This is a genomic window from Pseudomonas laurentiana, from assembly GCF_014648275.1.
Lineage (GTDB): Bacteria > Pseudomonadota > Gammaproteobacteria > Pseudomonadales > Pseudomonadaceae > Aquipseudomonas > Aquipseudomonas laurentiana.
Genome location: NZ_BMQU01000007.1, coordinates 151,845 through 172,205, shown reverse-complemented (window position 1 = coordinate 172,205; position 20,361 = coordinate 151,845). Strand labels below are relative to the sequence as shown.

Below are 20,361 nucleotides of genomic sequence, written 5' to 3'. Positions count from 1 at the left end.
AGCGAAGCTGGTAGACTTCGCGGCCATTATGATCAGACTATCGAACCTCACTTTACAGCGTGGTCCACAGCGCCTGCTAGAAGGCGCTGAGCTCACGCTGCACCCCGGCCAGAAAGCCGGCCTGATCGGCGCCAACGGTGCCGGTAAATCCAGCCTGTTCGCATTGCTGCGCGGTGAGCTGACGCCCGACGCCGGTGACTGCCAACTGCCTGGCGATTGGCGCATCGCGCACATGCGCCAGGAGGTCGATACCCTCGAACGCCTGGCCGTGGACTATGTGCTCGACGGTGATGAGCGGCTGCGCTCCATCCAGCGCGATCTGGAGACCGCGGAAGCGGCTCACGACGGTACCGCGGTGGCCCGCCTGCACATCGAGCTCGACAGTGCTGATGGTTACACGGCTGACGCCCGTGCCCGCAAGTTGCTGGCAGGCCTTGGCTTCAGCAATGAGCAGATGGAGCGTCGCGTCGGTGACTTCTCCGGCGGCTGGCGGATGCGCCTGAACCTGGCACAGGCACTGATGTGTCCGTCCGACCTGTTGCTGCTCGACGAACCAACCAACCACCTTGATCTGGACGCGATCCTTTGGCTGGAGGACTGGCTCAAAGGGTATCCCGGTACCTTGCTGTTGATTTCCCACGACCGCGATTTTCTGGATGCGGTGGTTGACCACGTGGCGCACGTCGAGCAGTGCAAGCTGACCCTCTACCGGGGTGGTTACAGTGCATTCGAGCGTGCCCGTGCCGAGCGGCTGGCGCAGCAACAACAGGCCTATGAAAAGCAACAGGCCCAGCGTGCGCACATGGAGAAGTACATCGCCCGGTTCAAGGCGCAGGCTACCAAGGCCCGCCAGGCCCAGAGCCGGATCAAGGCACTGGAGCGGATGGAGGAACTGTCGGCGGCCCATGTCGACTCGCCGTTCGACTTCACCTTCCGTGAGTCGGAGAAAATCTCCAGCCCCTTGCTCGACCTTTCCGAAGCTCGTCTGGGCTATGGCGACAAAACCATTCTGGAAAAGGTCAAGCTGCAACTGGCGCCAGGCGCACGCATTGGTTTGCTTGGCCCTAACGGTGCGGGTAAGTCGACCCTGATCAAGAACCTCGCAGGTGAACTTGAGCCGTTGGCCGGGCGCCTGGTGCGCGGTGAGAACCTGGTGGTGGGCTACTTCGCCCAGCATCAGCTCGACTCGTTGGACAGCAAGGCCAGCCCATTGCTGCACCTGCAACGTCTGGCCCCAAGCGAGCGTGAACAGACCCTGCGCGACTTCCTGGGTGGTTTTGACTTCCGTGGTGGTCGCCTCGACGAGCCAGTGCTGAATTTTTCCGGTGGCGAGAAAGCCCGCTTGGCGCTGGCGCTGATTGCCTGGGAACGGCCAAACCTGTTGTTGCTCGACGAACCGACCAACCACCTGGACTTGGAAATGCGCCTGGCGTTGACCATGGCATTGCAGGAGTTCAGCGGTGCAGTGTTGGTGGTATCCCACGACCGTCATCTGCTCAAGAGCACCACCGACGAGTTCCTGCTGGTGGCCGACGGCAAGGTTGACACCTTCGACGGTGACCTGGACGACTACACCCGTTGGCTGGCGGAGTACCGTCAGCGCAATGCACCGGCCAGCAGTGCGCCGGTCAACACCGACAAGACTGACAAAAAGGCCCAGCGCCAGGCGGCGGCGGCGCTGCGTCAGCAGTTGGCGCCACACAAGCGCGAGGCGGAAAAGCTCGAGCGTGAGCTCGGTACCGTGCATGAGCAGTTGGCGAAAGTCGAAGCCAGTCTTGGCGACAGTGCCCTCTACGAAGCTGCACGCAAGGAAGAGCTGCGTGAGCTGCTGGCCCGCCAGGCCCAACTCAAGGGCCGCGAGGCCGAGCTTGAGGAGGCCTGGATGGAGGCGTTGGAAGTACTGGAGACCATGCAGGCGGAGCTGGAGGCACTGTCGTGATGGCGGTGTTGCGACAGTTGCTACCGGTGGAGTGGATCGAGCCCTTGTGGCTCGGTTTGCAGATCCTGCTGATTCTGGTCGCGGCCTTTTTTCTGCAGCGTGTGGTCGCACGCTGTTTGAGCCGGCTGGCGCAACGCTACCCGTTGCCGCCAGAGTTGATAATGCCGCTGCGCGGTGGTCTGCGCTGGCTGATCATGGGCAGCGCACTGATTGTTGTGCTGGAGCGCCTGGGGGTGTCGGCCACCGTACTCTGGACCGCACTGTCGGGGTTTGTCGCAGTCGCGGCGGTCGCGTTTTTCGCCATGTGGAGTGTGTTGTCCAACCTGCTCTGCGCGGTGCTGATCTTCACCGTTGGGCCTTTCCGCCTGGGCGATGTGGTCGAGTTGGTAGACACCATCGACAAACCGGGTGTCAAAGGCCGTGTCATCGCCATCAACCTGTTGTTCACGACGCTGGTCGAGCTACCCGAGACTGGCGGTGCACTGGTGCAGGTGCCCAATAGCCAGTTCTTCCAGAAGTCAGTACGACGTTGGCGCGGTGCCGATGCGCTACCGCTGGTGGGTGAGGACACGCCGAAGGGCAACTGATTGGCGGTCAAAAAAACCGTGGCGTTTTTTCCGGCGGCGCATTAGCGTTGGGCTTTGTATTAGAGTTCCCCGCTGAGGTGTGTCATGTCGCTAGAAACATGGTTGGCGTTCTTTGTTGCATGTTGGGTTATCAGCCTGTCTCCGGGCGCTGGCGCCATTGCCTCCATGTCTTGTGGCCTGCAGTATGGCTTTTGGCGGGGGTACTGGAACGCCCTGGGCCTGCAACTGGGGCTGATCATGCAGATCGCGATTATCGCGGCCGGTGTGGGGGCCGTGCTGGCAGCCTCGGCCACGGCTTTCCAGTTCATCAAGTGGTTCGGGGTCTGTTATCTGGTCTACCTGGCCATCAAACAATGGCGAGCGCTGCCCGCTGACCTCAGTGACAACGCCGCAGTGCGGCCGATTGGCAAGCCACTGAGCCTGGTGTTCCGTGGTTTCCTGGTGAACATCAGCAACCCCAAGGCGTTGGTTTTCATGTTGGCAGTGCTGCCGCAGTTCATTAACCCGCATCTGGACCTGCTGCCGCAGTACCTGATCATCACGGCCACCATGGTGGCGGTCGATCTGCTGGTCATGGCGGGTTACACCGGCTTGGCGGCCCGCGTATTGCGCTTGCTGCGCACGCCCAAGCAGCAGCAACGGATGAACCGTACCTTTGCCGGGTTGTTCGTGGGGGCTGCCGCACTGTTGGCGACTTTGCGTCGCGCGGCGGTCTGAGTTTCTGGCGGCAACTGTCCCGGTAAAAACAAGAAAGGCGACCCCAGGGTCGCCTTTCTTGTTGTTTAGCGCAGGATCTGCGCCGGTTCGTCCGGCGGCAGGTTATTGCGCATCGGGCGTCGCTCGTGCTCCGGCATTGCCTGGCCAAGCTGCTCGCTCAGTTGCCGAGCCACATCCATGCCCAGCTCCTTGGAGACTTCACGGACCACACGCGGCCGGTTCAGGGTAACGCGCACATCGTCACCATTGACCAGCTTGGTGTCCTGACCTTCGCCCATGGCGGTAAACGCCGAGGTGATTTCGAAGGTTTTGGTGTTGATCAGGCTGAAGTCGGCGACCAGCGTGAGGCCGAGCACCGCGGAGTAACTGTCGGTACGGTCCAGCGAGTTGATATCGCGCTGGAAGTCGATATCCGACAGGGTGCCGAACAGCACATAGTCAGCACCCTTGAAGTTACCGTTCTTGATCCGCTTGATGACGTCATAGACGTCTTCCTTGGCCTTGGCGGTATAGGGTGTGCCTTGTACCAGCTGAAACATTCCGGTCTTGAGAATCTCGCCCTTGATGTCACCGCTGAACTTGCGCAGTTCGGTCTGCTCGACGTAGCTCTGGCTGCTTTCGTACTCGTTGTAGCTCGATGAGCTGTTGGCCGAGTACATGCTTGCGTGCGAGTTCTGTTGCGAAGAAACCGTGTGGATGTACTCCTCCACGCGTTCCTGGTAGGCGAGGTCGGTGACCGCGACTTTAGGGGCCGCGTGTGCGCCGAACGCACACGCCAGGCCGACGACTGCAATCCATGCACGCATTGCTTAGCGCTCCGTGGTCTTACGGATTTCTTTTTCGTCCATCCACTCGGCCAGACCGCTTTCGACGTCGATCAGTTGCAGGCTGAATTTGTAGAAGACGTCCTTGTAGTCGCTGCTGCGTTTGACGATCGAGCTGATCGAGCCTTCTAGGCGGTACTTGGCCGCGATCATGTTACCGGTCTTGGCCACGGTGTTTTTCTTGTACAGACCGCTCTGGTTCTGCAGCTTCAACTGGTCGACCTGGCTTTGCATCTGGGTATTGTCGCTGGCAAAGCGCGCAGTGCCGGACTTCATCAGCTGGGTCTTGATCGACGTGGTGATTTCGCGGGTATCAATGTACTCGCTGGTCTTGTTCTTCACATCGTAGACCTGCACCACAGGGCGACCCTGAAGAATGCCGGACTGGGCCAGTGAGCGGGTCATGCTCTCGGCGATCATTTGCAGGTCGGTGGAACCGAACTCGTTGGTGACCAGTTCGACGGCCTTGCTGTCACCGTAGCCAATGTTCTTGCCACCCAGAACAGGGGAGTTGTTGGCGCAACCGCTGGCCAGGGCGACGACAACGGCGAGGATCGAAAAACGTGCGAACATAAAAAGGATCTCCTGAAAATCGAATTATTGCGACTGGACTTCGAGGCGGAAGTCAGTGGCCTGTGTGACGGGGGCGATGGCCGGCAGAATGCTGGATTGCGACCCGTATAGGGTCAGGGTTTTCCAGCCTTCTTCGTCTGCTACCGGGAAGCCGTCATTACCTAGCCAGGCAAAGCGGTAGAACATCGCCTTGTTGCTGCTACTGGTGTTGTTCAGTGACACCTTGACGGTGAGAAAGCCGTTCTCGCGGGCAACCCGCATCGGGCCTACCTCAATGTTTTTCAGCTTGCCCATGACCACGACTTTACTGGCGGCGCTGCCTGGCGCTGGTGGCGGCGGGGTCGCGCAGCCGGCCAGCAGGGCCACGGTCAAGGCTGCGAGGAGTTTGATTCGCATGACGCTTCCTTTGGGTTATTTGAGGCTGGCGACAGCCTGGACAGTCGTGTTCGGGATGACCTGGATAGCGGGGCCACCGGCATAGACCTGGCTGCCGATCACGCGCAGGGTCACCACCTGATAAGGGCGGTCGATTTTGACGTTGACCCGTGTACCGCCCAGGTTCGACGGCAGGCTCAGGGTGTGCTCGCCCTGGCTCATGCGTACGCGAACGACTTGGGTGTCGTCGGGCAGTGTGCGCCAGGTACGGGTGTCGGCGCCCTCGACAACGGCAGAGGCGATGCCAACGGCCAGACCGGCCAGCGGGTTGCTGTCGTTGAGCTGCTTCTGGGCGACGCCGCGGCTGATCGCACGCACACTGGTGCGCAGGATGATACCGGGCATGTCGTCGCGCAGAGCGCGGCGGGACATGGCGGTGGTGCTGTTCAGAGCGGTCAGCTCGAGGGTGCTGTGGTCCAGCCCGATTTGCGAAAACCGCGGCGTGGAAGTGTCTTCCTTGATGATCGGAAAGGACAGCGGGGTGATCACCAGATTGCCGCTGATGGGCAGTGGCAACGGCACGCGAATCGAGTCACGGGCTGGCGCCAGGCCGCTTTGCACCACGATCAGTACGTCACTGTCGCTGTTTTTGGCGGCGGGCTTGTCCAGGTCAAGAAGGGCCTGCTCCAGCAATGGGGTGTTCGGGCGCAGTTCGGCCGCCTTGCGGTAGCCAGGCGCCGCCAGGCCGCGTTCGCCCAGGGCCTCATAGACGTAACCGGACAGGTAGTGGCTGAACGCACTCTGGTAGCTGTTTTTCAGGCCGATCACTTCTGGAGCGTCCAGCGCTGCAACCGGGTAACCCTGCAGGTCCTTGTACTCGGTCTTGATGCCTTCTTTCTCGGCGTCCTCTTCGCGCTTGAGGTATTCCTTGTCGCGCAGTTCGGCAATGACCGCTTCACGTTCGTGGGTTTTCTTGATTTCGGTACGGGCGGCATCGAAGTCATTCAGGGCCAGCAGGTTCAGCGCCATCTGGGTGCTGAGCATGACCTTCTCGTAGTCGTAGCCTTCATAGCGCCGTACCTTGTCATTGGCCAGGTAGCTGCCGAACTGAGCCAGGTACTTGCCGGTGTCCAGTTTTACCGACTCTTCCCATTTGAACACGACATTGTCGGCCTGGTGCCACGCCTGCTGGCTGGCCGCCAGATCACCCTTGGAGCGCAGCAGTTCGCCTTTCTCGAAGTAGTAGAGCAGGTCCTTGTCTTCGCCTTTATTGTTTTTTTCCAACAACGCGAGCGCCGCATCGACGTTGCCACTGCTCAAGTGTTGGTTGGTCTGTTGGAGTTCACTGTCGTAGTTGCGAAAAACCGCGCAACCAGTGAGTTGGACGATCGCACACAGTGATGCGACGGTAAGGACACGGGATGCCATCTGAAACCTTCTTCCCTGATAAATGAAAAGCCACAACAGGCGGGAGGCTGTTATCCCTTTGAACGGTTAGTTCCAAACCCTCATAAGCAGAGGGGCCTAAATTTCCATTCGCTATATGAAATGGCGCGGCATTATAAGCGCAATTTGCTGGCTAATTAGTGGCGTTTTGATTCGGGAACTTCTGGTTTTGCCATCAGAGAAAACCGCCCGACGGATGGCTGATTACACGCAGAGCGTTTATCACCTGATTTTGTGACATTTTTTTTCAAGGCAGACCTTAGCAAGCCTTGAGTACCGCTCAATGGAAGTGAACAATGTAATGCCACGCATTCTTGTTCGAGATTCGCTCATGACTTCCCGCTTCCGTTTACTTGCCTGGCTGCTCTGGCCAGTGTTGGCGTTGAGTAGCACCTCTTTGTTTGCGAGTACGGTTGAGGGCGCCGCCCAGGCATTGCACCTGCTCGATTACATCGGTGCCGACTACCCGGCAACGGTTGAGGCGGGGAAGGTGGTAGACCCGTCGGAGTACCGTGAGCAGCTTGAGTTCCTGGGGGTGTTGCAGGGCCTGATCAGCGCGCTGCCGCCGCGTGCCGAGCGCCAGACGCTGGAGCAGGGCGTCGCTCAGTTGCGCCAGGCGGTGAGTCAGCGAGAGGAAGCGACTGTGGTGGCCGCACAGGCCAGGCAACTGGGGGCTCAGTTGGCGGCGGCATATGAGGTGAGCCAGGCGCCGGTCATCACGCCTGACCCTGCTCGTGGCGCCCCGTTATACGCTCAGCATTGTGCCGTCTGCCACGGTGACAAAGGTGTCGGTGACGGCCCGGCAGGTGTTGGTCTGACCCCGCCGCCTGCCAACCTTACCAACAGCGAACGGTTGGACCGGTTGAGCCTGTTTGACCTCTACAACACCCTTGGCCTGGGCATCGAAGGCACTGACATGCCGTCGTTTGCCGATCAGCTTGATGAGCGTCAGCGTTGGGATCTAGCGGCCTACATCGCAGGTTTCACCGCCGACCCTGCCAAGGCCAAGCATGACAAGACATTCAATCTCGCAGACCTGGCGCGCCATACCCCATTGGAGGTCCAGTCGACTGACGGGGCCGAGGCCGTTGCTGCGTTCCGCGCCCAACGGGCTCAGCCGCCGCAGGTGCAGCGTGGCGCCTCACAACTGTTGGGTTACACCGCTAGCACCCTGGACAAGAGCCTGGCTGCTTACCGGGCCGGTGATCGAGAGCAGGCCTATGACCTTTCCGTCGCCGCCTATCTGGAGGGCTTCGAGCTGGTCGAAAGCTCGCTGGATAACCTCGACACCAATGCGCGCAAGGACACCGAACGGGCGCTGATGGCCTACCGGCAGTCGTTGCAGGACGGTTTGCCCGTGGCCCAGGCCGCCCAGAAGCTTGAGGTCGCCAAAAGCAAGCTGGCCAAGGCAGAAGAATTGCTCGGTGGCGGTGGTCTGAGTCAGTCGCTGAGTTTCATATCCGGTCTGTTGATCCTGCTGCGCGAAGGCCTGGAAGCGATTCTGGTGTTGGCCGCGGTCATTGCCTTTTTGCGCAACACCGGTCAGGCCGCAGCGGTACGTGGGGTGAACATCGGCTGGGGGCTGGCGTTGCTGGCAGGGCTGGCAACCTGGGCGTTGGCCGCCTATGTGATTGATGTCAGTGGTGCCCAGCGCGAGCTGCTCGAGGGCTGCACGGCGCTGTTCGCCAGTGTCATGGTGCTCTGGCTCGGCGTATGGATGCACGACCGCCGTCACGCGGCCGCCTGGCAGGACTACATCAAGAGCAGCCTGGTCAGTGGCGGCGGGCGTTTTGGCTTCGCCTTGCTGGCGTTTTTCTCGGTCTACCGTGAGCTGTTCGAGGTCGTGCTGTTCTACGAAACCCTCTGGCTGCAGGCGGGCCCGGCGGGCCACAACGCGGTGCTGGCCGGTGGGGCTACTGCATTGGTGCTGTTGATCGGATTGGCGTGGGTGATTCTGCGCGGCTCGGCAAAGCTGCCGTTGGCACTGTTTTTCAGCATCAATGCCGGCCTGCTCTGCGCCCTGTCGGTAGTGTTTGCCGGGCATGGGGTCAAGGCGTTGCAAGAGGCGGGCGTCTTCGGTACCCGGCCTGTGGCGTTCTTTGAGTTCGACTGGTTGGGCATTCACGCGGATGCCTACTCGCTGGCTGCCCAGGTTGTGGCGCTGATAGCCGTGGCGACCCTGTACGGGCGCAGCCGCCTGGCGGAAAAGCGCCGGGTGCAGGTGAGCTGATTTGAAGCCGGATGGGCGAGCAGGGATACTGCTCGCCTGTTCTTCCTGGAAGTTAAACCATGCGTGTCTGGATCGATGCCGATGCCTGCCCCAAGGCAGCCAAGGATCAGGTCGTCAAATTCGCCCTCAAGCGTCAGTTCGAGGTGGTGCTGGTGGCTGGGCAAAGCCAGATCAAGCCAGCGTTTGCGTGTGTGAGGTTAATTGTGGTGCCCAGTGGGCCAGATGCCGCTGACGATTACCTCGTAGAGCATGCGGTACCCGGCGAGCTGGTGATTTGCAGCGATGTGCCGTTGGCGGATCGCCTGATCAAGAAGGGTGTCGCCGCGCTCGACCCACGTGGGCGTGAGTTTGATCCACACAACATGGGTGAGCGCCTGGCGGTACGTAACCTGTTTACCGATCTGCGTGAGCAGGGCCAGGTGGGCGGTGGCCAGGCGCCATACGGCGAACGCGAGAAACAGGCATTCGCCAACTCGCTTGACCGCATTCTGACGCGCCTGGCGCGCGAGTTTCCGGGCTAGGGCAACTCAGTCGTCCTGGGAGGCCAGCTCCAGTACCCGGTCTACCAGCTTGTTGATACCCGCGGCGGCTTCGCTGATTGACTGGGCCAGCATGTAGGCCGGAGTGCTTACCAGTTTGCGCGCAGGGTCTTCGACGATCTCGTCGACCGGGCACTCCTGGTGTGTGCCACCCATTTTTTCGATTGCTGCGCTGGTGCCAGCATCGTTGCCGATGGTGCAGACCACACCCGGGCCATAGATCTTGGCGGCCAGGGCCGGTGAAATGCAGATCAGCCCTACCGGTTTACCGGCTTCGGCGAATGCTTCCGCCACTGCCAGCACGTCTGGGTGCACGCTGCAGCCTGCACCTTCAGTCGCAAAATTCGACAGGTTCTTCGCGGCCCCGAAACCACCGGGCACGATCAGTGCATCGAAGTCCTTGGCATCGGCCTCTTGCAGGTCCTTGATATTGCCGCGAGCGATGCGAGCCGACTCCACCAGTACGTTACGCGACTCGGGCATTGTTTCGCCGGTCAGGTGGTTGATCACATGCATCTGGGCGATGTTCGGCGCAAAGCATTGCACCTGGGCGCCGCGCTGATCAAGGCGCAACAGGGTGATCACGCTCTCGTGGATTTCCGCACCGTCGTAGACGCCGCAGCCGGACAGAATTACTGCAACTTTTTTAGTCATGCTGACTCCTCCCGATTCGAGACGCTAAATGTCCCCTAGTTTGGCAGTTGTCGCCATAGGGATTCCAGCGAACCCGGCCATGCTATTGGCCGGACGGGTAGGGCTATGGCCGGTTAATGCGCCGGGGTGGCTCATGTTGCTCGTTTACAGCCTGCTCAGGCTGGTCGGCCTCCACATCGGTCGCCACCTCGGCTTCTGCGGCGCTGGCTGCTTCTTTCCTGGCAATACGCGCAGCCCTGAATCGCCGACGCAGCCACAACAGGCCGCCAAGCAGCAGCAGGCCGCCAAGTACCCAGAGCTCGTATCGTTTTACGTTGCCCAGCAGGCCTTCGAGAATGGCTCCGAAGTGGTAAGCGGCCGCACCCAGCGCGGCAGCCCAGATCGCGGCGCCGAGGCCATTGAGCAGCAGGTAGCGACGTGGTGGATAGCCAGACAGGCCAATGGCTACGGGCATGACGGTGCGTAAGCCGTAGACAAAACGGAAGCTGAGTACCCAGATGTCGGGATGGCGGCGAATATGTTCCAGGGCACGGTCGCCCATCAGTTGCCAGCGTGGCTTGCGTGCCAGCAGCTTGCGTCCGTGCCTGCGGCCCATGAAATACCAGAGCTGGTCGCCGGCGTAGCTGCCGAAGAATGCAACCAGCACCACCAGATTGATGTCCATGTATCCGCGGAACGCAAGGAATCCGGCAAGCACCAAAATGGTCTCACCTTCAAAAAAGGTACCGAGAAAAAGGGCAAAGTAGCCGAAATCCTGTAGGAATTGTTGGAGCATTTTCTGGGAGCTGGGCGAAATGAACGCGCAGCCTACCCCTTCGAGCGCATTCGGGAAAGTGTCGAAATGTGTCTCGACGTGAACATTTCCTACAAGGACAATGTCTGCGTCCTCAAGTCGCAGGGTTGCCCACAGCTGTCATACACGCGTCATAATGGCCGCTTATAACTGTCGCGCTCGCCCGCCTGCGCGGGCTCAGGAGTCTGCCGTGAGCTTTACCCCCGCTAACCGTTTGTTTCCTGCCACCCGCCTGCGTCGCAACCGCCGCGATGATTTTTCCCGTCGTCTGGTTCGCGAAAATGTTCTGACTGTCGATGATTTGATCCTTCCGGTGTTCGTGCTGGACGGTGAAAATCGCCGCGAAGAAGTCGCGTCGATGCCCGGCGTTGAGCGCCTCTCCATCGACTTGCTGCTCGAAGCCGCGCAGGAGTGGGTCAAGCTGGGAATCCCGGCGCTGGCGTTGTTCCCGGTCACCCCGGCAGAGAAAAAGTCACTGGATGCCGCCGAGGCCTGGAATCCCGAAGGTATTGCCCAGCGTGCAACCCGTGCACTGCGCGCGCGCTTTCCTGAGCTGGGAGTGATTACCGACGTGGCGCTGGACCCGTTCACCACCCATGGTCAGGACGGCATCCTCGACGATGAAGGCTATGTGCAGAACGACATCACCGTCGATGCGCTGGTGCGTCAGGCGTTGTCCCATGCCGAGGCGGGTGCACAGGTGGTGGCGCCCTCTGACATGATGGATGGTCGCATTCAGGCAATCCGCGAGGCGTTGGAACTGGCCGGTCACGTCAACGTGCGGATCATGGCCTATTCGGCCAAGTACGCCAGTGCCTACTACGGCCCGTTCCGCGACGCGGTCGGGTCGGCGCTGAACCTGGGCAAGGCGAACAAGGCCTCCTACCAGATGGACCCAGCCAACAGTAACGAAGCCTTGCACGAGGTGGCTGCCGATCTGGCCGAAGGTGCTGATATGGTGATGGTCAAACCCGGCATGCCGTATCTGGATATCCTGTGCCGGGTCAAGGAAGAGTTCAAGGTTCCGACCTTCGTCTACCAGGTCAGTGGCGAATACGCCATGCACATGGCAGCCATTCAGAATGGTTGGCTCAGCGAAGGGGTTATTCTTGAGTCGCTCACCGCTTTCAAACGAGCAGGTGCTGATGGCATTCTCACTTATTTCGCTGTTCGCGCTGCTCAATTGATGAGAGGGCAGTAATGCCCTTCAGGAACGCTAGATGAATAACGAAGTGCTTAATGATGCTGCCATGAAGGATGCCCAGCCGGTGTCTGAGCCGATGGTGGAAACACCGCCAGAGCCATTGGTGGCTGCGGCACCGGTGGTGGAGGCCCCAGTGGCGACCGCGCCGGTGATCGCGGTTCCAGGCCTGGACGACAGCAGTCTGTATATCCATCGTGAACTGTCGCAGTTGCAGTTCAACATCCGGGTATTGGAGCAGGCGCTGGACGAGTCCTACCCACTGTTGGAGCGGCTCAAGTTTCTGCTGATCTTCTCCAGCAACCTGGATGAGTTCTTCGAAATTCGTGTAGCGGGCCTGAAGAAGCAGATTACCTTTGCCCGTGAACAGGCCGGTGCCGATGGCCTGCAGCCGCATCAGGCGCTGGCGCGGATTAGCGAGTTGGTCCACAGCGAAGTCGAACGCCAGTATGCGATTCTCAACGATGTGTTGTTGCCGGAGCTGGAGAAGTACCAGATCCGTTTCATCCGTCGTCGCTACTGGAACACCAAGCTCAAGACCTGGGTGCGGCGCTACTTCCGTGACGAGATTGCTCCGATCATCACTCCGATCGGTCTCGATCCGACGCACCCGTTCCCGTTGTTGGTGAACAAGAGCCTGAACTTCATCGTCGAGCTTGAAGGGATTGACGCCTTCGGCCGCGATTCCGGCCTGGCGATCATTCCGGCACCGCGTCTGTTGCCGCGAGTCATCAAGGTGCCTGAAGACGTCGGCGGCCCCGGCGACAACTATGTGTTCCTCTCATCGATGATTCATGCCCACGCCGATGACCTGTTCCAGGGCATGAAGGTAAAGGGCTGCTATCAGTTCCGGTTGACCCGGAACGCCGACCTGGCGCTGGATTCCGAGGACGTCGAAGACTTGGCGCGTGCCCTGCGCGGCGAGCTTTTCTCGCGTCGTTATGGCGATGCCGTACGCCTGGAAGTGGTCGATACCTGTCCCAAGCACCTGTCGGACTACCTGCTCAAGCAGTTCAGCCTGAGCGAAAGCGAGCTGTACCAGGTCAATGGTCCGGTCAACCTGACCCGACTGTTCAGTATTACCGGCCTGGATAGCCATCCAGAATTGCAATACAAGCCGTTCACCCCGGCTATCCCCAAGCTGTTGCAGAACAGCGAGAACATTTTCAGCGTGGTGAGCAAACAGGACATCCTCCTGATGCACCCCTTCGAGTCGTTCACGCCGGTGGTCGATCTGTTGCGCCAGGCGGCCAAGGACCCTCATGTCCTGGCCGTGCGCCAGACGCTCTACCGCAGTGGTGCCAACTCGGAAATCGTTGACGCGCTGGTCGATGCTGCGCGTAACGGCAAGGAGGTCACCGCAGTGATCGAATTGCGTGCGCGTTTCGATGAAGAGTCGAACCTGCAGATGGCCAGCCGCCTGCAAGCGGCGGGTGCCGTGGTGATCTATGGCGTGGTCGGATTCAAGACCCACGCCAAGATGATGCTGATCCTGCGCCGCGAAGCCGGCGAGATCGTTCGCTACGCGCACCTGGGCACGGGTAACTACCATGCTGCCAACGCCCGTCTGTATACCGACTACAGCCTGCTGACCTCTGACGATGCCCTGTGCGAAGACGTCGGGAAACTGTTCAGCCAGTTGATCGGTATGGGTAAGACACTGCGCATGAAGAAACTGCTGCACGCGCCGTTTACCCTGAAGAAGGGCATGCTCGACATGATCGCGCGTGAAACCCAGTTCGCCCTCGACGGCAAGCCCGCGCACATCATCGCCAAGTTCAACTCGCTGACCGATCCGAAGATCATCCGCGCGCTGTACAAGGCCAGCCAATCCGGGGTGCGTATCGATCTCGTGGTGCGCGGCATGTGCTGCCTGCGTCCAGGCATTGCCGGGGTGTCGCATAACATTCAGGTGCGCTCGATCATCGGTCGCTTCCTGGAGCACACGCGGGTGTTCTACTTCCTTAATGGCGGAGAAGAGCAGATGTTCCTCTCCAGTGCCGACTGGATGGAGCGTAACCTCGACAAGCGAGTGGAGACCTGTTTCCCGGTCGAGGGCAAGAAGCTGATCCTGCGGGTGAAGAAGGAGCTGGAAGGCTACCTGACCGACAACACCCATGCCTGGATTCTGCAGTCGGACGGCCGCTACGTCCGCAGCACGCCAACCGGCAACCAGAATCCGCGCAGTGCCCAGGCGACTCTGCTCGAGCGCCTGAGCAACCCTGTCCTCAGCGTACGCTGAGGACGAAGCCGACCCGGGCCAGCCACTCCGCCTCAAGGGCGAAGTCGGCCTGGGTCAGCTGGTTCTGCTCCAGCCAGCCCTGTGGGAATTCCACGTCGAGGCTGTCGCCAGCGGCGTGCAGGGTGACTTGTGGCATCTGTTGGGTACCACGGATGTGGTGGAACAGGATGGCAAAGCGCAGCAGGACGCACAGGCGGATCAGTTTGACCCCGTCGTCGCCGAACTCGGCAAACTTGTCCTTGGGAATATTGCGTCGGTGGCCGCGTACCAGCAGCGCCAGCATTTGCTGGTCTTCGCGGGAGAACCCGGCCAGGTCGGAGTGTTCGATCAGGTAGGCGCCGTGCTTGTGGTAGTGGTAGTGGGCGATATCCAGGCCCACCTCATGTACCTTGGCAGCCCAGCCCAGCAATTCACGCCAGATGCCGTCCTCCAGGTCCCAGGCTGCAGCGACCTGATCGAAGGCATGCAGGGCCTTGCGCTCGACGCGCGCGGCCTGCCCCTGGTCGACGTGGTAGCGCTCCATCAGCGAGCCGAGCGTGCGTTCACGCACGTCTTCGTGGTGATGGCGACCCAGCAGGTCGTACAGCACGCCCTCGCGCAGCGCGCCGTCGCAGTGGTCCATGCGCTGCAGTTCCAGGGCATCGAAAATGGCTTCGAGGATGGCAAGGCCCGCCGGGAAAATGGTCCGGCGGTCTGGCTTGATCCCTTCAAAGTCGATTTTCTCGACATCGCCGAGCTTGAACAGTTTGCGCTTGAGCCACGCCAAGCCTTCAGCGTTGACCTCGCCCGTGCCTTGTCCGCCTGATTTGATGGCCAGGCCAATGGCGCGGATGGTGCCGGAGGAGCCAATGGCTTCATCCCAGGTGAGGCGATGCAGCGCATTCTCGATGCTCATCAGTTCCAGCCGTGCCGCCGTGTAGGCCTGGGCATAGCGGGCCGGAGTGATCTTGCCGTCGCGGAAGTAGCGTTGCGTGAAGCTGACGCAGCCCATCTGCAGGCTTTCGCGCAGCAGTGGCTCGAAACGCTGGCCAATGATGAACTCGGTGCTGCCGCCGCCGATGTCGGCGACCAGGCGCTTGCCCGGTGTGTCGGCCAGGGTGTGGGAGACACCCAGGTAGATCAGGCGGGCTTCTTCGCGGCCGGATATGACCTCGACCGGGTGCCCGAGAATGGCCTCGGCGCGGCGGATGAACTCGCCACGGTTGCGGGCTTCGCGCAGGGCGTTGGTGCCAACGATGCGCACGGCGCCATCAGGCATGCCGTTGATCAGTTGGGCAAAGCGCTTGAGGCAATCGAGCCCGCGCTGCATGGATTCTTCGCTGAGCTGGCGTTCTTCATTGATGCCGGCGGCCAGCTGAACCTTTTCACCGAGCCGCTCAAGAATGCGGATCTCGCTGTGGATGGCCTTGGCTACGACCATATGAAAACTGTTGGAGCCCAGGTCGATAGCAGCGATCAAGGACAGGTTCTTGGCTGTGGTTTGCGGCATGATCATGGGTTCTCGGTCTTTAACCCGCCAATCCTGACATGATCCATCGCTGACGCCAACGCGCAGTGTAGGAAGGCTTGATATGGCGCAGGTTGCACAAAGGAATGTGACGTTGTTGTGACAGATCGATATGCAAAGTCATCCACAACTATAGTTACACTCAATCGCCCGCGACTTCCTGTCCGCCATTTGGACGGCTATGATGGGCGACGTTTTTTAGCTTACGACCTTGGAGACTTCCATGAGCAGCGATCTTATCAAACACGTCACTGACGCCAGCTTCGAGCAGGAAGTGCTGAAAGCTGAAGGCCCAGTGTTGGTGGACTACTGGGCTGAATGGTGCGGCCCTTGCAAAATGATCGCTCCAGTGCTGGACGACATCGCCGCCACTTATCAGGGCAAACTGACCGTCGCCAAGCTGAACATCGACGAAAACCAGGAAACACCAGCCAAGCACGGCGTACGTGGTATTCCTACCCTGATGCTGTTCAAGAACGGTAACGTCGAGGCCACCAAGGTCGGCGCACTGTCGAAATCTCAGCTGGCGGCTTTCCTGGACGCCAATATCTGAGTCAAAAAAGCCCCGCATTTGTCGGGGCTTTTCTTTGTCTGGTGACTAGACGCCAGAAAATGCAGGTGGTACATTCGGCCTCGCACTGTTTCTTCGGTGCCCTCTGCACGCCGTCGCCGACGCATCCCCAATTCGAATCAGTACGCGATCCTGTCGCCTTCTTTGCGGCGCGGCTTCATTAAGCCAGAAGCTTAATTCTCCCTTCTTACATGATTACGTCACTCCCCTTATGAACCTGACTGAACTCAAGCAAAAGCCGATTACCGATCTGCTCGAAATGGCCGAACAGATGGGCATAGAAAATATGGCCCGTTCGCGCAAGCAAGATGTGATTTTCTCCCTGTTGAAAAAGCATGCGAAAAGCGGCGAGGAAATCTCCGGTGATGGCGTGCTGGAGATCCTCCAGGACGGTTTCGGTTTCCTGCGTTCGGCGGACGCCTCTTACCTGGCCGGCCCCGACGATATCTATGTCTCGCCTAGCCAGATCCGCCGTTTCAACCTGCGGACCGGCGACACCATCGTTGGCAAGATCCGTCCACCGAAAGAAGGCGAGCGTTACTTCGCACTGTTGAAAGTCGACACCATCAACTTCGACCGTCCAGAAAACGCGAAGAACAAGATCCTGTTTGAAAACCTGACGCCGTTGTTCCCGAACGTGCGCCTGAAGATGGAAGCCGGTAACGGTTCCACCGAAGACCTTACTGGCCGGGTCATCGACCTTTGCGCGCCAATCGGTAAAGGTCAGCGCGGCCTGATCGTCGCTCCGCCGAAAGCGGGCAAGACCATCATGTTGCAGAACATCGCGGCCAACATTACCCGTAACAACCCCGAGTGCCACCTGATCGTCCTGCTGATCGACGAGCGCCCGGAAGAAGTGACCGAGATGCAGCGCACTGTGCGCGGCGAAGTGGTTGCCTCGACCTTCGACGAGCCGCCAACCCGCCACGTGCAAGTGGCTGAAATGGTGATCGAGAAGGCCAAGCGCCTGGTTGAGCACAAGAAGGATGTAGTCATCCTGCTCGACTCCATCACCCGTCTGGCCCGTGCCTACAACACCGTCATTCCGAGCTCCGGCAAGGTTCTGACCGGTGGTGTCGATGCCCACGCCCTGGAGAAGCCAAAGCGTTTCTTCGGTGCTGCGCGTAACATCGAGGAAGGCGGTTCGCTGACCATCATCGCTACCGCGCTGGTTGAAACCGGTTCGAAGATGGATGAAGTGATCTACGAAGAGTTCAAGGGCACCGGTAACATGGAACTGCCTCTGGACCGCAAGATCGCCGAAAAACGCGTCTTCCCGGCCATCAACATCAACCGTTCCGGTACTCGCCGCGAAGAGCTGCTGACTGCCGACGACGAACTGCAGCGTATGTGGATCCTGCGCAAGCTGCTGCACCCGATGGACGAAGTCGCGGCCATTGAGTTCTTGATCGACAAGCTCAAGCAGACCAAGACCAACGACGAGTTCTTCCTCTCGATGAAACGCAAGTAAAATCGAGCAGGTCGCAAGAGCCGGGGAAACCCGGCTTTTTGCTATCTGCACATTGGCTATTCTGGCTGACCGGGTATGAGGCTACACTTTGCCACCCCGTCCGGTACGGCCAACACGAGGCTTACGCATGCAGTATCGCGATTTGCGCGACTTTATCCGTGGTCTGGAACAGCGCGGCGAACTCAAGCGCATCCAGGTTCCGATTTCTCCTGTCCTGGAAATGACCGAAGTCTGTGACCGCACCCTGCGTGCCAAAGGTCCGGCACTGCTCTTCGAGCGTCCTACCGGGCATGACATTCCGGTGCTCGGCAACCTGTTCGGTACACCTGAACGCGTGGCCATGGGCATGGGTGCCGAGTCAGTTAGCGAGCTGCGCGAAATCGGCAAGTTGCTGGCTTTCCTCAAGGAGCCAGAACCGCCGAAAGGATTGAAGGACGCCTGGTCGAAACTGCCGATCTTCAAGAAGGTCGTGTCGATGGCGCCGAAAGTCGTCAAGGACGCCGTCTGCCAAGAGGTGGTCATTGAGGGTGACGATGTCGACCTGGGCATGCTGCCGGTACAGACGTGCTGGCCGGGAGACGTCGCGCCGCTGATTACCTGGGGCTTGACGGTTACCCGCGGCCCTAACAAGGATCGCCAGAACCTCGGTATCTATCGTCAGCAGGTGATTGGCCGCAACAAGGTCATCATGCGCTGGTTGAGCCACCGTGGTGGCGCGCTCGACTACCGTGAGTGGTGCGAGAAGAACCCGGGTAAACCATTCCCGGTGGCAGTGGCCCTGGGGGCTGACCCGGCAACCATCCTGGGCGCCGTGACCCCTGTGCCTGATACCCTCTCCGAATACGCCTTTGCCGGCCTGTTGCGGGGCAACCGCACCGAACTGGTCAAGTGCCGTGGCAGCGACCTGCAGGTACCTGCGAGTGCCGAGATCATCCTGGAGGGGGTGATTCATCCCGGCGAAATGGCGCCGGAAGGCCCCTATGGCGACCATACGGGCTATTACAACGAGGTGGACAGCTTCCCGGTGTTCACCGTCGAGCGAATTACCCACCGGACCAAGCCGATCTACCACAGCACTTACACCGGGCGGCCGCCGGATGAGCCTGCGATTCTCGGGGTGGCGCTCAACGAAGTCTTCGTACCAATCCTGCAAAAGCAGTTTCCAGAGATCACCGACTTCTACCTGCCGCCGGAAGGCTGTTCCTACCGCATGGCCGTGGTCACCATGAAGAAGCAGTATCCGGGGCATGCCAAGCGGGTGATGCTGGGTGTGTGGTCGTTTTTGCGACAGTTCATGTACACCAAATTCGTTATCGTCACTGATGATGACATCAATGCCCGCGACTGGAATGACGTGATCTGGGCCATCACCACGCGCATGGACCCCAAGCGCGATACGGTGATGATCGACAACACGCCAATCGATTATCTGGATTTCGCCTCGCCGATCTCCGGGTTGGGTTCGAAGATGGGCCTGGACGCGACCCATAAGTGGCCAGGCGAGACCACCCGCGAGTGGGGCCGCGTCATCGTCAAGGATGAGGCTGTCACACGGCGAATCGATGAGTTGTGGAACCAGTTGGGAATAGACTGATGCAGGTAACGTTGCAGCCTTCCGGGGCGGTATTGACGATCAAGCCCGGAGAACGGATTCTGGAAGCGGCGCAGCGTCTCGGCTACGACTGCCCACAGAGCTGTCGCAATGGCAACTGCCATGTCTGCGCCGCGCTGCTGGTTGACGGTCGCGTGCGCCAGGAAGGTCAGGTGCGTGATCACGGCGAACTGTTCACCTGTATTGCCGAACCCCTTGAGGATTGCACCTTGCTCTGGGACGGTGTGTTGGCGCTGGGCGAGCTGCCGGTGCGCAAGCTGGCTTGCCAGGTGAGTGAGTGCGTTGCGCTTGGCGGTGACGTCTGGCGGGTGCGCCTGCGTGCGCCGGCTGGAAAACCCCCGCGCTATCATGCAGGGCAGTACCTGATGATCGAGCGGGAAAATGGCGAGAAATCGGCCTTTTCCCTCGCTTCGGCACCGCATCGTGGGCGTGACCTGGAATTACACGTGCTGGCCCGTGAAAACAGTGCGCGCGCACTGATTGACCAACTGCAGCGCCAAGGCATCGCCCGTGTCGAATTACCGTTCGGTGATACACACCTGGCCGAGCTGCCGGAGGGCCCGCTGGTGCTGATCGCTGCGGGCACTGGCATGGCGCAGATGCACAGCCTGATCGAGCATTGCCGCGCGCAAGGTTTCAAGTACCCGGTGCACCTGTACTGGGGCGTGCGTCGTCCGGAAGACTTTTATTCACTTGAGCACTGGGATGAGTGGCAGCAGCTACCCAACCTGTACCTGCACAAGGTGGTCAGTGACCTGTGTGGCTGGGAAGGGCGCTGCGGCCTGTTGCATGAAGCCGTGTGTGAAGACATTACCGAGCTGTCTTCGGTGCAGGTTTATGCCAGCGGTTCGCCGGCCATGATCTATGCCACGCTCGATGCCCTGGTCAGTGCAGGCATGGATGCGCATCAAATGCGTGCCGATGTCTTCGCTTATGCCCCGCGAAATGGCTAACAGGATTAAGGCGCGCCGCAACAGCGCGCCGAACTAACGAACCGTCAGGGTTGATTTTCATTATGAGTGGCCATTGTTGCAGGTGCTGAAATTAACTTTCGCGGCACTTGCAAGTGTCAGCCATTAC

At 60.0% G+C, this 20,361-nt stretch carries 18 protein-coding genes; 11 read left to right on the top strand and 7 right to left on the bottom strand.

What is annotated here, in order from left to right; all coding sequences use genetic code 11:
- Window positions 1-28: 28 nt before the first annotated feature.
- The 3 genes from IE038_RS09605 to IE038_RS09595 all read left to right on the top strand — a co-directional run bounded on the left by IE038_RS09605 (window position 29) and on the right by IE038_RS09595 (window position 3,243).
- Complete coding sequence (locus tag IE038_RS09605; RefSeq protein WP_189395519.1) at window positions 29-1,939, top strand: ATP-binding cassette domain-containing protein; 1,911 nt, start codon at window positions 29-31, stop codon at window positions 1,937-1,939.
- Window positions 1,939-2,526, top strand: coding sequence for a mechanosensitive ion channel family protein (locus tag IE038_RS09600; protein ID WP_189395518.1), 588 nt, complete (start codon window positions 1,939-1,941; stop codon window positions 2,524-2,526). Before IE038_RS09605 ends, IE038_RS09600 begins: the two co-directional genes overlap by 1 nt.
- An 84-nt stretch (window positions 2,527-2,610) precedes the next feature.
- Window positions 2,611-3,243 carry a LysE family transporter gene (locus IE038_RS09595; RefSeq protein ID WP_163936478.1) on the top strand — a complete coding sequence of 211 codons (633 nt, stop codon included), beginning with the start codon at window positions 2,611-2,613 and terminating at the stop codon, window positions 3,241-3,243.
- A gap of 65 nt (window positions 3,244-3,308) precedes the next feature.
- On the opposite strand, the gene IE038_RS09590 is transcribed toward IE038_RS09595, so the two are convergent.
- Genes IE038_RS09590 through IE038_RS09575 form a run of 4 tightly spaced genes read right to left on the bottom strand, consistent with a single transcriptional unit; the run spans window position 3,309 to window position 6,443 of the window.
- Window positions 3,309-4,049, bottom strand: coding sequence for a penicillin-binding protein activator LpoB (locus IE038_RS09590; protein WP_163936476.1), 741 nt, complete (start codon window positions 4,047-4,049; stop codon window positions 3,309-3,311).
- A gap of 3 nt (window positions 4,050-4,052) precedes the next feature.
- Window positions 4,053-4,640 carry a penicillin-binding protein activator LpoB gene (gene lpoB / locus IE038_RS09585; RefSeq protein ID WP_065758029.1) on the bottom strand — a complete coding sequence of 196 codons (588 nt, stop codon included), beginning with the start codon at window positions 4,638-4,640 and terminating at the stop codon, window positions 4,053-4,055.
- A gap of 24 nt (window positions 4,641-4,664) precedes the next feature.
- Window positions 4,665-5,036, bottom strand: a complete 372-nt coding sequence (locus tag IE038_RS09580; protein ID WP_163936473.1) for a YcfL family putative periplasmic lipoprotein — start codon at window positions 5,034-5,036, stop codon at window positions 4,665-4,667.
- A gap of 15 nt (window positions 5,037-5,051) precedes the next feature.
- Window positions 5,052-6,443, bottom strand: a complete 1,392-nt coding sequence (locus IE038_RS09575; RefSeq protein ID WP_189395517.1) for a COG3014 family protein — start codon at window positions 6,441-6,443, stop codon at window positions 5,052-5,054.
- Window positions 6,444-6,792: 349 nt separating this feature from the next.
- Between IE038_RS09575 and IE038_RS09570 the strand changes: the two genes are divergently transcribed.
- Window positions 6,793-8,691 (top strand): cytochrome c/FTR1 family iron permease, encoded by a 1,899-nt coding sequence (locus tag IE038_RS09570; protein ID WP_163936470.1) that lies wholly within the window; start codon window positions 6,793-6,795, stop codon window positions 8,689-8,691.
- Between the two features lie 59 nt (window positions 8,692-8,750).
- Window positions 8,751-9,212 carry a YaiI/YqxD family protein gene (locus tag IE038_RS09565; protein ID WP_163936467.1) on the top strand — a complete coding sequence of 154 codons (462 nt, stop codon included), beginning with the start codon at window positions 8,751-8,753 and terminating at the stop codon, window positions 9,210-9,212.
- 6 nt (window positions 9,213-9,218) lie between these two features.
- Here the strand turns inward: IE038_RS09565 and elbB are convergent, their stop codons facing one another.
- The gene (gene elbB / locus IE038_RS09560; RefSeq protein WP_189395516.1) at window positions 9,219-9,884 is read right to left on the bottom strand and encodes an isoprenoid biosynthesis glyoxalase ElbB; all 666 of its coding nucleotides are present in this window, start codon (window positions 9,882-9,884) and stop codon (window positions 9,219-9,221) included.
- Between the two features lie 103 nt (window positions 9,885-9,987).
- Window positions 9,988-10,659 carry a DedA family protein gene (locus IE038_RS09555; protein WP_163936464.1) on the bottom strand — a complete coding sequence of 224 codons (672 nt, stop codon included), beginning with the start codon at window positions 10,657-10,659 and terminating at the stop codon, window positions 9,988-9,990.
- Window positions 10,660-10,867: 208 nt separating this feature from the next.
- Between IE038_RS09555 and hemB the strand changes: the two genes are divergently transcribed.
- Window positions 10,868-11,878 carry a porphobilinogen synthase gene (hemB, locus tag IE038_RS09550; protein WP_163936459.1) on the top strand — a complete coding sequence of 337 codons (1,011 nt, stop codon included), beginning with the start codon at window positions 10,868-10,870 and terminating at the stop codon, window positions 11,876-11,878.
- Window positions 11,879-11,897: 19 nt separating this feature from the next.
- Entirely contained in the window at window positions 11,898-14,120 is a 2,223-nt protein-coding gene (ppk1, locus tag IE038_RS09545) for a polyphosphate kinase 1 (protein WP_163936456.1), read from the top strand.
- On the opposite strand, the gene ppx is transcribed toward ppk1, so the two are convergent.
- A complete protein-coding gene (ppx, locus tag IE038_RS09540) occupies window positions 14,107-15,609 on the bottom strand; it encodes an exopolyphosphatase (RefSeq protein WP_189395545.1) in 1,503 nt (500 codons plus the stop codon). The two genes, ppk1 and ppx, sit on opposite strands and share 14 nt — an antisense overlap.
- 241 nt (window positions 15,610-15,850) lie before the next feature.
- Here ppx and trxA point away from each other — a divergent pair, with 241 nt between their 5' ends.
- The 4 genes from trxA to IE038_RS09520 all read left to right on the top strand — a co-directional run bounded on the left by trxA (window position 15,851) and on the right by IE038_RS09520 (window position 20,234).
- Entirely contained in the window at window positions 15,851-16,180 is a 330-nt protein-coding gene (trxA, locus tag IE038_RS09535; protein ID WP_163938338.1) for a thioredoxin TrxA, read from the top strand.
- 229 nt (window positions 16,181-16,409) lie between these two features.
- Window positions 16,410-17,669: a transcription termination factor Rho gene (gene rho / locus IE038_RS09530; RefSeq protein WP_065758020.1), complete on the top strand. Its 1,260-nt coding sequence runs from the start codon at window positions 16,410-16,412 to the stop codon at window positions 17,667-17,669.
- Between the two features lie 127 nt (window positions 17,670-17,796).
- Complete coding sequence (ubiD, locus tag IE038_RS09525; protein ID WP_065758019.1) at window positions 17,797-19,263, top strand: 4-hydroxy-3-polyprenylbenzoate decarboxylase; 1,467 nt, start codon at window positions 17,797-17,799, stop codon at window positions 19,261-19,263.
- A complete protein-coding gene (locus IE038_RS09520) occupies window positions 19,263-20,234 on the top strand; it encodes a CDP-6-deoxy-delta-3,4-glucoseen reductase (protein ID WP_163938335.1) in 972 nt (323 codons plus the stop codon). Before ubiD ends, IE038_RS09520 begins: the two co-directional genes overlap by 1 nt.
- Window positions 20,235-20,361 lie beyond the last annotated feature (127 nt).